The sequence below is a fragment of the Thioclava sp. 'Guangxiensis' genome (assembly GCF_045348365.1).
Taxonomy (GTDB): Bacteria; Pseudomonadota; Alphaproteobacteria; order Rhodobacterales; family Rhodobacteraceae; genus Thioclava; species Thioclava kandeliae.
Window position 1 is genome coordinate 445,011 of the sequence record NZ_CP155823.1, and the last position, 15,440, is coordinate 460,450.

The following is a 15,440-nucleotide window of genomic DNA, read 5'->3' on the forward strand; positions in this document are numbered from 1 at the left end:
GAACCTATCGCGCGTGGGTCAGCTGGCTGGTGCCAGCAGAACTTCGCCCTTGAAAGGCACATTGCCACGAACATTCTTGGTCGTCTTGTCGATATAGACACTCGCGCTCATGCCCGCAGACAGGACGGCGCCTTCGGGCAGGGTATCGATCTGCACGGTCACCGGAATACGCTGGGCCAGACGCACCCATTCGAAGACCGGATCGACATCGGGCAGGCCCAGCGTGTCGCTTGCGCTGTTGCTATCGGCCACACCGCGCCCGAAGCTTGCCACATGGCCGGTAACGGTTCCGCGCGCGCCCATCAGCTTGACCGAGACCGGCGCGCCCAGGGTGATACGCGGCAGCTGGGTCTCACGGAAATAGCCGGTGATCCGGAAGCTTTTGGCATCCACCAGATTGACCGCATCGGTGCCCGCTACGGCGTAATCGCCCTGACGCAGATGCAGGTTGGTCACATAACCATCGGTTGGCGCGCGCACAGCGACCCGCTGGAGATCGAGCTGCGCGATGGCGAGCGCCGCTTTGGCCGAGCGGACATTGGCCGCCGCCGCCGCCGCCTCGCGTTGCGCCTCCTCGTTGGTTTCCACGCTGATGGTGCCGTGTTTCGTCAGGCTGTCATTGCGATGCGCGATCGAGGCTTTCAGCTCCATCGTCTCGCGCTCGCTATCGAGCTCGGCCTGCGCCTGCTCGACCGCAAGTTTGAAACTGGACGGGTCGACCTCGAACAACAGATCACCCGCATGGACGAACTGGTCATTTTTCACCGCGACCTTGTCAATGCGCCCCGCGACCTCGGGCGCGATCTGCACCACATCGGCCGAGACCCTGCCATCACGGGTCCAGGGCGCGTTCATGTAATAGTTCCACAGATGCCAGCCGAGAAACCCCGCACAGGCCACCATGACGAAGGTCAGCGCCACGCGCCCCCCGTTGCGTTTGAGAGAAGAGATCACGGCGTTACAAACTCCAATAGATATCCGGCGGCGCCGAGAAGGGTGAAATAAAGCGCGATATCGAACAATGCGGGGTGCCAGACATGTCGATAGAGGCCTCTCTGGGCAAGCACATGATGCAGCATCCGGAACAGCCCGTAACAGACTAGCCCCAGGAGCATCAGGGTCGGGACGAAGACGCCCATGACGTCATATTCGGGTCTCATGCCGGTATCCTTTCATCGTCGGTGCGCCGGTCGAAAGACGGCCTGTATAGGGGATCCAGACCGGGAGGCGGAGCGGCTGCGAAGAGCGTGCAACGCAGCCCGGCAAGCGCATCGCACAGGGGCCGGTCCGAGAGCGGCACCGCGGCAAGTGCCATGTCGAGCGCCCTGCGCAGATCGTCCGGCGCACCTTCCTGATGCCTGCGACGCGCGCGATACAGCGCCGCAATACGGGCCAGAACCTCCTCTGTCCGCATCCGCGCAACGGGGGCCAGAGCGGCCTTGGCGCGCTGGATCTGCATCACGGTGAGCGAGACCCGAAGATCGCGAAGAATATCATTGCCTCGCACCCGTGATCCTTCGGGGAGTGCGCCAAGCCGCGGGACGATCTGCCCCAGACGGTCGAGCATGCGCCCGTAAAGCCGTTCACGCTCGAAATTGCGTCGGCCCGAGGCCGCATCGATCACCACAGACCAGCCCGCCCGAGCGATCCGCCTGGCCGCCCGTTCGGCACCGATGGCACGGAATACCGAGGTGACCGTAGCCGCCACGATCAGCCCCGCGACAGCGCCCAGAGACGCATTGGTGAAAGATACGAGATCGGTGCCGATCTGGTTGCTGAGGGTCAGCATATAGATCAGATTCACGCTCACCTGGAAGCCCGCAAACCATGTGGGCGGCGAAGCCATGAGGATGCCACAGGGGATCAGCACGAAGGCCAGTGCCGCAGCCTCGGCCGCAAAGCCACCGCCAATTGCGGGCAGGATCGCAAACTGGTAAACAAAGGCCAGCCCGAGCGCGATCAGGGTCAGCTGCAGCACCTTCTTCATGACCGGCACCGAATTGTCCATCGCCGCCATGAACGAGCACATGATGATGGCAAATTCCAGCATGCCCGCCCCGTAATGCCACCCCGTCCCGATCCAGATCGCGGCCGCGATACCTGCGGCGACCATCATCGTGACCACAGCCAGCACCGAGGTGCCGTAATCGAAATGCAGATGATCCGAGCGACGGTAGCGTGACGAAAGGCTCTGGCGCAGTGCAGGGCCCTCGCTATGGGCAAGATCCGAGCGCAGGATGCGGCAATCGTTCCAGATACACACCAGATCCGAGAGCCGCTCGGCCAGACGGGTGACAAGAAGTGCCTCCCATGTGCCCAAGGCTCCAGCGGGCGCGCCCTTCCAAAGCGCGCGAAGCGCCTCGCTGTCGTCTGCGAGCACGGCAGCGCCGGTCTTTGCCAGACGTGAGAGCAAGTGATCCACGGCGGCCAGCGCCTGCGCATCCTCCATGTCGAGCCAGTCCTGCACGGGGGCAATGATCGCCCGACCGGCCTCCCGCCCCCTCGCGCTCTGGCCGAGTGCTGTGCGAAGATCGGCCAGTTCCGAGAGCTGCGGCAGGATCATCACCATCCGGTATTTGATCGCCTGTAACCGCTCGACCGCGGCGCGCGCCTGCGCGCCTTCATAGGCCACCTGCGCCCCGAGCATCCGCATCCCCGTTGCATCGGCGGCCAGACGGTTACGCTCGGCTTGCGTCCTTGCGGCATCGGCCTCGCCCGAGAGCACCTCGCGGGTCAGATCGGCGGCATTGGAGAGCCATCCCTCGACCTTGCCGGACAGGACCGGCGCAAGGGCCTGCGGCAGGATCAGACGCCCCACGACAGACGCGCATAGGATACCGATACCGATCTCGATCATGCGGCTTGTGCCATAGGTGAAGCTGATCTCGGGAGTGCTGACGATGGAGAACCCCGTCAGCGCCGCCGTATAGCCCGCCAGCATGAAGACATAGGCGCGCGGTGTGCGGTCGAGCGAGGACACGAACAGGCAGATCGCAGCCCAGAGCGTGATCGCCATCACCAGAAGCACCGGCTCCTGCACAAAAGAGGGCACCAGAACGATCACCGCTCCCGCGCCAAGAACCGTGCCACCCAAACGGTAGACGGCCTTGGAAGCCACCGAACCCGAGAGCGGGTTGGTTACGATATAGGCGCTTCCCAAGGCCCAGTAAGGATTGGTCATCCCGAAATAATCGGCAATCAGATAGGCCAGCATCCCCGCAATGAAGGCCTTCACCGAGAAGATCACATGATGGACCTGAATTCCGCCCGCGATCATGATCTGCCTTTCTGCTTGGCCTCATAGTCATCAAGCGTCTCCGAGAGCTGGGCGAGCACGCGATAGGCCGCCTCGAGATCGTCGGGGGCGAACTGGTCGAGCAGCTCGCGCCGCAGCACCCGTGCCACCCGATTGGCCCGCGCGGCCAGCTCGGCCCCCTCCTCGGTCAGCTCCAGAAGTTTCGCACGGCGATCCGACGGATCCTCGATCCGGCGCAGAAGGCCCCGTGCACTCAACCTGTCCAGAAGGCGCACCACGCCCGAGGTCTCCAGCCCCAGAAGCTGAGCCAGCTCGTTCTGCCGCATCGCATCCTTGCCCGGACGCCAGAGCACCAGCATCGGCAGCGCGGTAGCGTCGGACAGGCCCTCATTTGCCAGTCTCTGGCCCAGAACGCGGCGCCATGACTGGCCCACCGCCGGAATGATCCGGCCCAGATCGTCCCAGCTCTGCATGTCAAACGACTGTTCTTGCGACACGGATGTCTCCTTCGGCGGCGTTTCACGGGACGGATAAGATGAACCATCATTAGATGAGCTATCATCTAATTCGTCCCATATGTCCGATCACCGGAATCTGCAAGTCACGAGGAGGAGAGCCAGCAGATCGGACCGATAACTCGCGCTTCAATAGGGTCGCGCGCCGGTCTGATTATGCCGAAGAACCGGTCACTTCGCCGGAAAAATCCCGTGTGCCCCTTGAGGACCGGCAGGGTGGATACTTAGCTCTTGCCACTTCACGGCCACGCCCCACCATTGGGGCCAATGGCCTCCCTCTCGCCCAAGGTAAGTGACACGGTATGGACTTTCTCGATCAGCGGCTCTCGAACCTCTTCATCGACCTGCAGCGCTCCGGCCTGTGGGAAGACGAGAAAGCGATTGCGGATTCCGTGCTTCTTCGAAGCCCCGCAGAGACCTATATGGCCTATACGGTCCGGAAATCGCTGGGCGATATGGATCTGCGGGCGTTCTATGACGAGTATTTCCGCCCCGTGCGGGCGCGCGAGGCGAACTACCAGACAGATCCCGCGCATGGACCGCAGGAGCATATCGAGGCGCTCTGGCCGCTTCTGGTGCGGGACGCCGATGATCCCGACCTGCAATCGAGCCGCATCGCGCTCAACCGTCCCTATGTTGTGGTGGGCGGACGGTTTCAGGAATCCTATTACTGGGACACATTCTTCACCCTGCTGGGGCTGATCCGCGCGGGGCGGATGTCGGTCGTCGAGGATATGCTGGAAAATTTCGCCGACGCGATCGAGCGGTTCGGCTTCGTGCCCAACGGTTTCCGCACCTATTATCTCTCGCGGTCGCAGCCGCCCTTCTTCTGGGCAATGGTGCGCGCGGCCGCGCAGGCGAGCCCCGACCCCAAGGCGGTGATGGCGCGCTATCTGCCGGCACTGGAGAAGGAATACCGGTTCTGGACCGCGAGCCCGCGCACCCATGAGGGGCTCGCGCGCTACTGGGATGCGATGGACACGCCGCGGATCGAAATGTTTGCCACCGATCTGCACTGGCAGGCCCATGCCGCCAAAACACCGGGACTGTATCGCAATCTGCGGGCGGCCTGCGAGAGCGGCTGGGATTTCTCCTCGCGCTGGCTCGCGGACCCTGATGATCTGGGCTCGATCCGCACGACGCGGATCTGGCCGGTGGATCTGAACGCGCTACTCCTGTGCCACGAGACCTATCTGGCCGAGATCTGCACGGCAGTGGCCCCCGAGCGTGCGGCCATGTATCGCGAGGCCGCTGACTGGCGCGCGCAGGCGCTGCGCGAGCGGTTCTACAATCCCGAGACGGGCTTTTTCCATGACCGCCTGATCGACGAGGACGCGCTGAGCCCCGTTGTGTCGGCGGCAGGGCTGTTTCCGCTCTTTGCGGGTGCTGCCACGCGCACGCAGGCCGCGCGCTGCACGGAGACCATGCAGACACGGCTTCTGGCACGTTACGGGCTGCTGAGCACCGATATCACCAGCGGCCAGCAATGGGATGCGCCCAATGGCTGGGCGCCGCTGCAATGGATCGCGATCCACGGGTTGCGGCGCTATGGCTATAATGCCGTGGCGGAACGCATCAAATCGGGCTGGATCACGGCCTGTGAGGATGTCTTTGCCGAGACCGGAAAGTTCGTCGAGAAATATAACGTGCTCGATGACCGAGCCGCCGGAACGGGCGGCGAATACGAACTGCAGGACGGGTTCGGCTGGACCAATGGCGTCTATCTCGATCTGGTGCTCGAAGGCTCTGCGCAGAGCTGGCTGGGAGAGGTGGCGCTGGCCGCCGAGTGACCTCCCCCGCCTGAGCTCCTAGCTGCCCTGTGCGACCGCGCTTGACACGGCCGTCTGGGCCGATTGCAGCGACCGGATTTCGAGGAAGATCCGCTGGACCTGCGGATGCGCCTTGTGGATGCGGTCCTGAATGCCCTCGACCGTGTCGAAAATCTCGCGCGGCGCGATCCCGGTGCGGAACTCGACCTCGATATTGAGCAGGATCTGGTCGGGTGCCAGATGCATGGTGCGCAGATGCGGCACACTGACCACTGCAGGCGCGCCCATCGCGATCTCGCGGATCGAGGCCACCACATCCTCGTCGGCGGCCTCCCCCATCAGCAACTCGCGGGTCTCGATGACCAGCATGATGGCGACACCGATCAGGATCACACCGATCACAACAGATGCGATCCCGTCATATACGGGTTGGTCGAGCGTGACCGACAAAAACACACCAAGCGCCGCTGCGATGATCCCCAAAAGCGCCGCCGTATCCTCGGCCACCACGGTATAGACCGACGGGTCCTTGCTGCGGCGGAAGGTCTTGAGAACTCCCTCACCCGGTTTGCGGGCCTTCATCATTGCCTTGATCGCGATATACCACGAGGTCCCCTCGGCGAGGAAGGCGATGCCCAGCACGGCATAGTTCCAGATCGGTTCCTCGATCGGCTCTGGGTTGAGCGCATGCATCACCCCTTCATAGACCGAGAGCCCGCCGCCGATGGAGAACAGGAGCATCGCCACGATGAGCGACCAGAAATACATCTCCTGCCCGTAGCCGAACGGATGGCGTGCATCCGCCGGTTTCTTCGAGCGTTTCAGCCCAAGGAGCAAAAGCCCCTCATTGCCGGTATCGACCAGCGAGTGGATCGCTTCCGATAGCATCGAGGAGGAACCGGTAAAGGCGGCGGCCACGAATTTCGCCACCGCGATCACCAGATTGGCCACCAAGGCCCCATAGACTGTAATGGGCTTCTCGCCCTTCGCTTCTGCCATCAATAAAATCCTGTGATGTAATGGGAGCGCGCCGCCCGCAGGCTGCGCAGGAGTGTTACCCCCGCAACCCGCGGCATCGGTGATGGGTTCCCCAGAAGGCCGTTGAGAAGACTGGGAAATAATGTCGCAGTAGGGCCATGGCACGGCGCCCTATGCTCCCTGCTCAATCCAAAGTGATCGGCTTGCCGGAGAAGTGAGCACGCCCCTTCGTTGACGCCTCGCGCCCGCCTTTCTAGGACTGCGCACAATCATCCCGAGCCGGTGGGACATTGTCTGATGGCTTGTGTCCCTTATTCCAGCGCGAAGGTTGCCATGAACTCCCCGAAGGTCTCTCTGTCCGGTCTTACCCCGAAATCGCTCCTTACCGGTGCCGCACTGCTCTGCCTTGCGCTCGGCACGGGCGCGGGGGGCGCGCCTGCTGCCGCGCAGGAAGCCGCGGCTCCCTTGACGGCCGAGCAGGCGCCTGTCACCGCCCTGCCCGGCGCGCCCGAGGCACCTGCCCTGCCGGATGTGGCAAGCTATGTGCTGATGGATGCGCAGACCGGCACGGTTCTGGCCTCCAAAGGCGCGGGGCTTTTGCGCGCGCCGGCGAGCCTGACCAAGATGATGACCGCCTATCTGACCTATCAGGCGCTGGCGCAGGGCCGCGTGCGCGAGGATCAGGTGGTGCCGGTCAGCAATGCCGCATGGAAGGCCACCGGTTCGCGCATGTTTCTCGACCCCAGCGCCAAAGTGACCATCGACCAGCTGCTGCACGGGCTGATCATCCAGTCAGGCAATGATGCGGCGGTCGCTCTGGCCGAGGCGGTGGGCGGCTCGCAGGAGGCATTTGTGCTGGCGATGAATGCAGAAGCCAAGACCCTCGGCCTTGCCGATACCCATTATACCAATGTCTCGGGCCTGCCGCAGGGCGATATCCACACTTCGGCGCTGGATGTGGCCAAGCTCAGCCATGCGATCATCCGCGATTATCCGCAGTTCCTCGAGATCTCGGCGCAGAAGGAATATACCTTCGACAATATCACCCAGCGCAGCTGGAATCCGGTGCTCTTCAAGGATGCCTCGGTCGACGGGCTGAAGACGGGCCTGACCGATGCGGCGGGCCATTGCATCGCCGCCACCGCCTCGCGCAACGGCCGCCGTCTGATCGCGGTCGAGATGGGCGCGCCCGATTGGGACAGCGGCACCACCGCAAGCGAAGTGCTGCTCGATTACGGCTACCATTTCTTCGAGAATGCGCAGGTCGTGACGGCGGGCACCAAGCTGGGCGAACTCGATGATCCGCGCTTCGACCCCGAACAGATCCCCGTGGGCGCGGCCGAGGATATGACGATGAGCGTGCCGAGCGCGCTGATGAAATCGGTGGAGACCACGGTGAGCTTCAACCCGCAGATCCCCGAGGAGCTGCCCGCGGGCGCGCGCGTGGGCACCATCACCTATTCGTCCAACGGCACCGTGCTGGCGCAGGTGCCTGCGGTGACCCTGACCAAGGGGATCGATGCGAGCTTCATGACCAAGATCATGCGCAAGCTCCATTCGGCGTTGTAATACGCCACGCACAGGGCTCCAAAAGAAAAGGCTGGCGTCTCCGCCAGCCTTTTCCATTCTGCAATTGCGGTGGATCAGACGCGCTCGAGCGCGATCGCGATCCCTTGCCCCACGCCGATACACATGGTCGACAGCGACTTCTCGCCCGGCTTCAGATCCAGCATCGCGGTGCCGGTGATCCGTGCACCCGACATGCCAAGCGGGTGCCCGAGAGCAATCGCGCCACCATTGCGGTTCACGCGGGCATCATCATCGGCAATCCCCAGGTCGCGCAGCGTGGCCAGCCCCTGGCTTGCAAAGGCCTCGTTCAGCTCGATCACCGCGAAGTCGTCCTGCGCCAGCCCCAGACGCTCCATCAGCTTCTTCGACGCCGGTGCCGGACCAAAGCCCATGATGCGCGGGGCAACCCCTGCGGTGGCCCCGCCCAGCACGCGGGCGATGGGGGTCAGACCATTGGCCTCGGCGGCCTCTTTGGTGGCGAGGATCAGCGCCGCCGCCCCGTCATTCACACCGGACGCATTGCCTGCGGTGATGGTGCCACCCTCTTTCACAAAGGCCTTCAGCTTCCGCAGTGCCGCGAGGGTCGTCTCGGGGCGCGGATGCTCGTCGGTATCGACAACCACCGGATCGCCCTTGCGCTGCGGGATGCTGACCGGAACGATCTCCTGCGCGAGCCGCCCGCTTTCCATCGCGCGGCCAGCGGCAGCCTGCGAGCGCAGGGCAAATGCGTCCTGATCCTCGCGCGAGACGTTGAAGTCCTCGGCTACATTCTCTGCCGTCTCGGGCATCGAATCCACGCCATACATCTTCTTCATCAGCTTGTTGACGAAACGCCAGCCGATGGTGGTGTCCTCGACCGAATTGCTACGCGAGAAGGCTGCAGTCGCCTTGGGCATGACGAAGGGCGCGCGCGACATGGATTCCACACCACCAGCCACGATGAGGTTCGCCTCGCCCGCCTTGATCGCGCGGGCGGCGGTGATGATCGCATCCATGCCCGAACCGCAAAGACGGTTCATCGTGGTGCCCGGCACCGTTTCGGGATAGCCCGCAAGCAAAAGCGACATGCGCGCCACGTTACGGTTATCCTCGCCTGCCTGGTTGGCGCAGCCAAAGATCACCTCGTCGATCTGCGCGAGATCGAGCGAAGGGTTGCGCTCGGCCAGAGCCTTCAACGGGATCGCCCCCAGATCATCGGCACGAACGCTCGACAATGCCCCGCCAAACCGGCCGATCGGGGTACGGATATAGTCGCAGATATAGACTTCGGTCATGCCAGCTCCTCCGGTACAGCCAGTTCACCCACGCTGCCTTCGACATGGAGTGTCGCCCCAGTGTAGGATTGCAGTTCTTCCATCGACATCGCGGCCAGTTTCTCGCGCAGGACAAACTTGCCGTCGACAATGTCCACCACGCAAAGCGAGGTATAGACGCGGGTCACACAGCCCAGACCGGTCAACGGGAAGGTGCAGGCCTCGACCAGCTTCGGCTTGCCATCCTTGGTGACATGGTCGGTGACCACGGCCACGCGTTTGGCGCCATGCACCAGATCCATCGCGCCGCCCACGGCGGGCACGCCCTTGGAGCCTACGCGCCAGTTGGCCAGATCCCCGTTTTGGGCCACCTGATAAGCGCCCAGCACGGCCAGATCCAGATGGCCGCCGCGCACCATGGAAAAGCTGTCGGCATGGTGGAAGAAGGCGGCACCGGGGTTCAGCGTCACGGCCTTCTTGCCCGCGTTGATCAGATCCCAGTCCTCTTCACCGGCGGGCGGTGCCTCGCCGAAACCCAGAACGCCGTTTTCGGTGTGATAGATCACATCGCGGCCTTCGGGTTGGAACTTGGCGATCATCTCGGGGAAGCCGATACCGAGGTTCACATAGGAGCCGTCTTCGATATCCTGCGCCGCGCGCCATGCGATCTGCGCGTTGGAAAGTTTCATATCAGACATCAGTAGACCACTCCCGTCCGGACAAGGACTTCTTCCTGTTGCGGGTCTTTCACCTCGACCATGGCATCCACGAAGATGCCGGGGGTGATGACTTCCTGCGGGTCGATTGCGCCCGGCTCGGCCAGTTCGGAGACCTGCGCGATGGTGCGGTTCGCGGCCATGGCCATCAGCGGGTTGAAGTTCCGACCTGCCATCCGATAGGTCATATTGCCCATCTTGTCGCCGATATGGCCCTTGATCAGCGCGAAATCGGCCTTCAGCCAGCGTTCCTGCACATAGGATTTGCCGTCGAATTCCTCGACGGGCTTGCCCTCGGCCAGCTCGGTCCCGAAAGAGGTCGGCGTGTAGAAGGCGGGGATACCCGCACCTGCGGCACGGATACGTTCGGCCAGCGTGCCCTGCGGCACCAGTTCCAGCGCGATCTCGCCCGCGAGATATTTCTCGTTGAAGGCTTCGGCATTCGACGAGCGCGGGAAGGAGCAGATCATCTTGCCCACCATGCCCGCCTTGATCATCGCCGCGATCCCGATGGACCCGTTACCGGCGTTGTTGTTGACTACGGTCAGGTTTTTCGGGCTGCCGGTCGCGCGGAACCGGTCGATCAATGCGTGGATCAGCTCGATCGGTGCGCCCGACCCGCCAAAGCCCCCGATCATCAGCACGCAATCGTCGGGAATATCGGCGACGGCTGCGGCCACAGACGAAACAGTCTTGTCCATGTAAGTCCTCCTAATTGGCCCGGACATTACGCTTGCGACCTGCACCCGAGAAGGGATATTGTTCGTATATTGATCTTTGTTCATAATGACGGAGAATTTGTTCGCATGTTGAACAAGCCGACCGACCATATCGGGTCTCTCGCCAAGGCGCTGAAGGTGATGGAATGTTTCGGGGCCGACACACCGCGCCTTGCCATCACCGATGTGGCCGCGCGCACGGGGTTCGACCGTGCCACTGCGCGGCGCTGCCTGCTGACGCTGCATCACGAAGGCTATGCCGATTATGACGGCAAGTTCTTCAGCCTGACACCGCGCGTCTTGCGACTGGGGATGGGGGCGTTAGCCTCGATGCCGCTGGCGCAGGTGGTGCAGCCATGGCTCGACCAGCTCTCCGACCAGATCGGGCAATCCTGTTCGGTGGCGATTCTGGACGAGACAGAGATCGTCTATCTGGCGCGGGCGGCGCAGCGGCGGGTGATGTCCATTGGGCTGATGCCCGGATCGCGGTTGCCTGCCCATTGCACCTCGATGGGGCGGGTGCTGCTGGCGGCCCTGCCCGAGGCACAGGCCCGCGCCACCCTCGACGCCTCGGACCTGACGCCGCGCAGCCCACGCAGCCTGACCGACCCCGAGGAAATATTGGGGGTGATCGCGCAGGTGCGGACGCAGGGCTATGCCACGATTGATCAGGAGGTCGAGCTGGGCCTGCGCTCGCTGGCGGTGCCGATATATGATGCGCGCGGGCGGGTGGTGGCCGCCCTCAATACCGGCTTTGCCGCGCTGCATGGTGACATGGCGGCGATTATCAGGGAATATCTGCCCGCGCTCCAGAAGGTGCAATCGGGCCTCAGGCGGATGCTTTGAACGGCTTGCGGGCCACGGTCTGGGCGAGGGTCACGAAATTATGGGCATGCACGCCCTGTTCATCGATGCGGAAATTCACCGAGAGCGCGGTCTGCCGCATGGGTTCGGCGATCTTCATATAGCGCACCCCCTGACGCGGCGCCGTCGCCACCGAACCGGGCACGATACAGATCCCCTCGCCAATCGCCACAAGGCTTAACGCCGTCTGCAGGTCCATGGTGAAGCTGCGCCGCGAGGTGTCAATCTTCAACTCCGCCAACCCGTCGAGCACGAAATCGGCATAGGATGGGCGCGGAAATTCGGGATACAGAAGGAAGGTCGGGCGCTCCAGCGCGGCCAGAGACAGCGAAGGCCCCACTCCCGTATCCCAAGTATCGGGGATCGCGGCGATCAGCGGCTCGTCCATCAGTTTGCGGGTGATCAGCTCAGCATCTTTCAGCGCGGGCCGCGCAAAACCCACATCGATCTCGCGCCCGATCAACGCGCGATAGAGGCGGGCATTGTTCATCGGCAGTAGCGAGAGCGCCACATCGGGATAGGCCGCGCGGAAGCTCTTGATGATATTGGGCAATATCGAATAGGTCGCAGACCCCACGAACCCGATCCGGAGCCGCCCCTCGGCCCCCTGCCCGATCCGGCGGATCTCGAGGCACATATCGTCGAACTCGCCTAGCAGATGCCGCCCGCGATCGCGCAGCCGCACCCCCGCCTGCGTCAGCGACACCGCGTTGCGACCACGGTTGAAAAGGATCGCGCCCAGATCCTCCTCGATCTGCTTGATCTGGCGCGAGAGCGGGGGCTGCGCGAGCCCGAGCCGCTCGGCCGCACGACCGAAATGCAGTTCCTCGGCCACCGCCATGAAGTAGCGCAACTGTTTGAGATTCATCCACCCTCTCCCTGCCCCGCAGTTAACCCCACGCAAAACCCCGCCGCAAGAGGCGCGGCGGGGTGCAGGTGCCTCCTTGCGAGGCTTTGGCGTCGTGGGAGGACGCTTATTCTGCCGCCAGCGCGGTTTCTTTGGCCGCGCGGGTCAGGACGAAATCGAAATTGACATAGAGGTCCTGATCGATCCCCTCGGGTGCCGGTTTGAAATCGGCGATCAGGCTCTGTTTGACCGCAAAGACCGAGTCCTCCTCGAGGTAGTCCGACGAGCTGTCGAAGACCTGACTGATGAAGGGGCGATACCCCTCTTTGGCGATCATGAAATGGATGTGACCGGGGCGGAAAGGATGGTGGCCCATCGCGCGGATCAGCTCGCCTGCCGACTCGTCATTGGGGATCGGATAGGGCACAGGGCGCAGCGCACGGAAGGCAAAATGGCCCTTCTCGTCGGTGATGAAACGCCCGCGCAGGTTATATTCGGGCTGGTTCGGGTCGTGGTTCTCGTAAAGGCCGTTGGGCGCGTCTTCCCAGACATCGAGCAGCACACCTTCGAGCGGTTTGCCATCGGCATCAAGGACATGACCCTCGAAATAGACCGTCTCCTGACCCTCGAAGGCCATCTGCACGGTGGAGGCGCCTTTGGGCAGGACCGGCGGGTTCTCGCGGTAGAACGGGCCCAGGATGCAGCTGTCGGAGCCGCCCTCCTCGGTCGGGTTCGACAGCATATCGACAAGGATCTCGACGCCGAGGATATCCCCCAGAAGGATGAACTCCTGACGCTTCTCGGAGCACATCTGGCCGGTGCGGGCCAGAAACTCGCAGGTATAAAGGAACTCGTCATGCTGCAGCTTGGTCTCGCGGCAGAAATCATGCAGGTGACGCACAAGAGCGGTCATCAGCTCGCGCTGGCGGTCGGTAATCTCGCCATGCTGTCCGATAGCACTGATCACGATATCGGTCACTGTCTCAATGTTCAGATTGGTAGCCATGTTTGGTCCTCCTCACCGTCTGACATGGGCACCTCCTCCAAGGTGCCGTTGATGGCTGATCATCACCATCCGGCGCCCCGCCGCCAATGCCGCACGCGGTATCCGGCAATACCCTAGCGCAACATTAACCACGGCGAAGAGACAAAGTGCCTCCAGGAGAGAGCCGCGCGGCAGATCGTGGCCTCTGCCGCGTGGCGATTAGAACCGGTCGAACCGGTAGGGATGCGGGTCGACCAAGGGTGCAGCCCCTGTGACCAGATCAGCGGCGAGCTGTCCGGCTGCTGGGCCGGTGCCGAACCCATGCCCCGAGAACCCCGTGGCCAGCACCAGCCCCGGCAGGCTTGCCACCGGCCCGATGACCGGATGGCTATCGGGCGTGATGTCCATCACCCCTGCCCAGCCCTGAGCGATCTTCGCATCCTTGAAGACCGGCCAGGCGCGGGAAAGATTGTCGAGCGCCTCGGCGTTCAGCGCGGGCAATGTCGGCGGGTCCATCACACGGGTCTTCTCGAATGGCGAGACCCGATCCATTCGCCAGCGCCGCGCCAGACGCAGATCGTCAACGCTCTGTCGATTGAGCGTGATCCGCAACAGCCCCGCCGTGGCCTTGAGAGTGGACAGATAGCGATGGCCCAGCAACAGATGATCGAGCACCAGCGGGCAGGACAGCGCCGCGCGCTGCGTGATGACAAAGCCGCCATCGATATGTTTACGGAACGAGAAATCCGGCCCCGCGACACCGGCCTCGCTCGGCCCCTCCATCGGCTCGGTCCGGAAAGCCGAACAGATCAGCGGCAATGTCGGCAGCGAGATCCCGTGATTGCCGAGCAACCGGCGCGACCAGAGCCCGCCTGCCAGCAGCACCTGTGCGCAGGCGATCTCGCCGCGCTCGGTCATTACCCCGCTCACGCGGCCTGCCTGCGTCGTAAGCCCGCGCACAGCGCAGTTTTCAACAATCACCGCGCCCTTGGCCAATGCGGCTTTGGCGATAGCGCTGGAGGCAAGGGTCGGCTCGGCGCGCCCGTCGCTTGGCGTGGTGACGCCACCGATCCAGTTGGCCGCACCGCCCGGCACCAGTGCCGCAATCTCCCGAGGGCTCAGGAGCCGCGCGCCCAGCCCCAGCCCCGCGACCGAGGCCGCCCATGCCTCATGCGCGGCCATCTCGGCCTCGGTGCGGGCGCAAAACAGGATACCCTCGCGCCGGTAGCCGACATCCATCCCCGTGCGTGCGGGCATCTCCTGCCAGAGCCGGTCGGCGGCCAGTGCCAGCGGGATATCGGCCGCCGCGCGAGAGGTCTTGCGCACCCAGCCCAGATTGCGCGAGCTTTGCTCGCCCGCGATCCGGCCCTTTTCGAGCACGGTCACAGGGATGCCGCGCTCGGCCAGCGTAAGGGCCGCACTCAGCCCCACGATGCCGCCGCCGATGATCACGACTTCGGTGCGCACGGGAAGCTCGGTGGAGGTCGTGACGGGTGCGATCAGTGGCGCCATCGGTGCTCTCCCTCAGATCGCCACGGTCTTGTAGACCGTCTCGGCCTTTGCCGCCCCGCGATAGGCGGTCACCTCGATCTCGACCTTATAGACGCTCGATCCGAGCGGCGGGCAGGTCACGGTGGTGGTCGGGTCGATGCCGCGGAATTTCTCGCCGATCAGGGTCATCACCGTCTCGGTATCCGAGGGCGTCTGGATGAAGACGCGGCTGGCAACCACATCGCCCAACTCGCTATCCACAGCTGCCAGAGCGCGTTCGATATTGGCAAAGACCTGCAGGGTCTGGCTGCCCACATCCTCGGGGATCTCCTTGGTCACGGGGTCGCGGCCCGCGGTATTGGACACGAAGATCCAGTTATCCACCGCGACGATGCGCGAATAGCTGGCGTGATCCTCGAATTTCGAGCCGGTCTTGATTTTGGTGATCTGGGTCATCTGGTGTCTTTCGGGAAAAAGG

The 15,440-nt window shown here is 63.5% G+C and carries 15 protein-coding genes; 3 read left to right on the plus strand and 12 right to left on the minus strand.

The window, feature by feature from the left end; translation table 11 throughout:
• Window positions 1-18: 18 nt before the first annotated feature.
• Genes ABEB22_RS15540 through ABEB22_RS15555 form a run of 4 tightly spaced genes read right to left on the minus strand, consistent with a single transcriptional unit; the run spans window position 19 to window position 3,753 of the window.
• Window positions 19-954, minus strand: a complete 936-nt coding sequence (locus ABEB22_RS15540) for an HlyD family secretion protein (protein ID WP_339114549.1) — start codon at window positions 952-954, stop codon at window positions 19-21.
• Window positions 951-1,160 carry a DUF1656 domain-containing protein gene (locus ABEB22_RS15545; protein WP_339114550.1) on the minus strand — a complete coding sequence of 70 codons (210 nt, stop codon included), beginning with the start codon at window positions 1,158-1,160 and terminating at the stop codon, window positions 951-953. Before ABEB22_RS15545 ends, ABEB22_RS15540 begins: the two co-directional genes overlap by 4 nt.
• Window positions 1,157-3,277: an FUSC family protein gene (locus ABEB22_RS15550; RefSeq protein WP_349295338.1), complete on the minus strand. Its 2,121-nt coding sequence runs from the start codon at window positions 3,275-3,277 to the stop codon at window positions 1,157-1,159. Before ABEB22_RS15550 ends, ABEB22_RS15545 begins: the two co-directional genes overlap by 4 nt.
• Window positions 3,274-3,753 (minus strand): MarR family transcriptional regulator, encoded by a 480-nt coding sequence (locus ABEB22_RS15555; protein WP_339114552.1) that lies wholly within the window; start codon window positions 3,751-3,753, stop codon window positions 3,274-3,276. The genes ABEB22_RS15550 and ABEB22_RS15555 overlap by 4 nt, the downstream gene beginning before the upstream one ends.
• A 320-nt stretch (window positions 3,754-4,073) precedes the next feature.
• On the opposite strand from ABEB22_RS15555, the gene ABEB22_RS15560 reads away from it, so the two are divergent.
• Window positions 4,074-5,561 carry a trehalase family glycosidase gene (locus ABEB22_RS15560; protein WP_349295339.1) on the plus strand — a complete coding sequence of 496 codons (1,488 nt, stop codon included), beginning with the start codon at window positions 4,074-4,076 and terminating at the stop codon, window positions 5,559-5,561.
• Between the two features lie 18 nt (window positions 5,562-5,579).
• Here ABEB22_RS15560 and ABEB22_RS15565 read toward each other — a convergent pair whose 3' ends face one another.
• On the minus strand, window positions 5,580-6,539 hold the full coding sequence (locus tag ABEB22_RS15565; RefSeq protein ID WP_349295340.1) for a cation diffusion facilitator family transporter: 960 nt from the start codon (window positions 6,537-6,539) through the stop codon (window positions 5,580-5,582).
• A gap of 312 nt (window positions 6,540-6,851) precedes the next feature.
• On the opposite strand from ABEB22_RS15565, the gene ABEB22_RS15570 reads away from it, so the two are divergent.
• Window positions 6,852-8,087 (plus strand): D-alanyl-D-alanine carboxypeptidase family protein, encoded by a 1,236-nt coding sequence (locus tag ABEB22_RS15570; protein ID WP_349295341.1) that lies wholly within the window; start codon window positions 6,852-6,854, stop codon window positions 8,085-8,087.
• Window positions 8,088-8,161: 74 nt separating this feature from the next.
• Here ABEB22_RS15570 and pcaF read toward each other — a convergent pair whose 3' ends face one another.
• Genes pcaF through ABEB22_RS15585 form a run of 3 tightly spaced genes read right to left on the minus strand, consistent with a single transcriptional unit; the run spans window position 8,162 to window position 10,757 of the window.
• Window positions 8,162-9,361, minus strand: a complete 1,200-nt coding sequence (pcaF, locus tag ABEB22_RS15575) for a 3-oxoadipyl-CoA thiolase (RefSeq protein ID WP_349295342.1) — start codon at window positions 9,359-9,361, stop codon at window positions 8,162-8,164.
• Window positions 9,358-10,038: a 3-oxoacid CoA-transferase subunit B gene (locus ABEB22_RS15580; RefSeq protein ID WP_339114557.1), complete on the minus strand. Its 681-nt coding sequence runs from the start codon at window positions 10,036-10,038 to the stop codon at window positions 9,358-9,360. The genes pcaF and ABEB22_RS15580 overlap by 4 nt, the downstream gene beginning before the upstream one ends.
• Complete coding sequence (locus tag ABEB22_RS15585) at window positions 10,038-10,757, minus strand: 3-oxoacid CoA-transferase subunit A (RefSeq protein ID WP_339114558.1); 720 nt, start codon at window positions 10,755-10,757, stop codon at window positions 10,038-10,040. The genes ABEB22_RS15580 and ABEB22_RS15585 overlap by 1 nt, the downstream gene beginning before the upstream one ends.
• A gap of 105 nt (window positions 10,758-10,862) precedes the next feature.
• Between ABEB22_RS15585 and ABEB22_RS15590 the strand changes: the two genes are divergently transcribed.
• Window positions 10,863-11,621, plus strand: a complete 759-nt coding sequence (locus tag ABEB22_RS15590; RefSeq protein WP_339114559.1) for an IclR family transcriptional regulator — start codon at window positions 10,863-10,865, stop codon at window positions 11,619-11,621.
• Here the strand turns inward: ABEB22_RS15590 and ABEB22_RS15595 are convergent.
• The 4 genes from ABEB22_RS15595 to ABEB22_RS15610 all read right to left on the minus strand — a co-directional run bounded on the left by ABEB22_RS15595 (window position 11,605) and on the right by ABEB22_RS15610 (window position 15,418).
• Entirely contained in the window at window positions 11,605-12,507 is a 903-nt protein-coding gene (locus tag ABEB22_RS15595; protein WP_339114560.1) for a LysR family transcriptional regulator, read from the minus strand. The two genes, ABEB22_RS15590 and ABEB22_RS15595, sit on opposite strands and share 17 nt — an antisense overlap.
• Window positions 12,508-12,613: 106 nt before the next feature.
• A complete protein-coding gene (locus tag ABEB22_RS15600; protein WP_349295343.1) occupies window positions 12,614-13,492 on the minus strand; it encodes a dioxygenase in 879 nt (292 codons plus the stop codon).
• A 198-nt stretch (window positions 13,493-13,690) separates the two neighbouring features.
• A complete protein-coding gene (locus ABEB22_RS15605) occupies window positions 13,691-14,983 on the minus strand; it encodes an FAD-binding oxidoreductase (RefSeq protein WP_349295344.1) in 1,293 nt (430 codons plus the stop codon).
• A gap of 12 nt (window positions 14,984-14,995) precedes the next feature.
• On the minus strand, window positions 14,996-15,418 hold the full coding sequence (locus tag ABEB22_RS15610) for a RidA family protein (RefSeq protein WP_339114563.1): 423 nt from the start codon (window positions 15,416-15,418) through the stop codon (window positions 14,996-14,998).
• Window positions 15,419-15,440 lie beyond the last annotated feature (22 nt).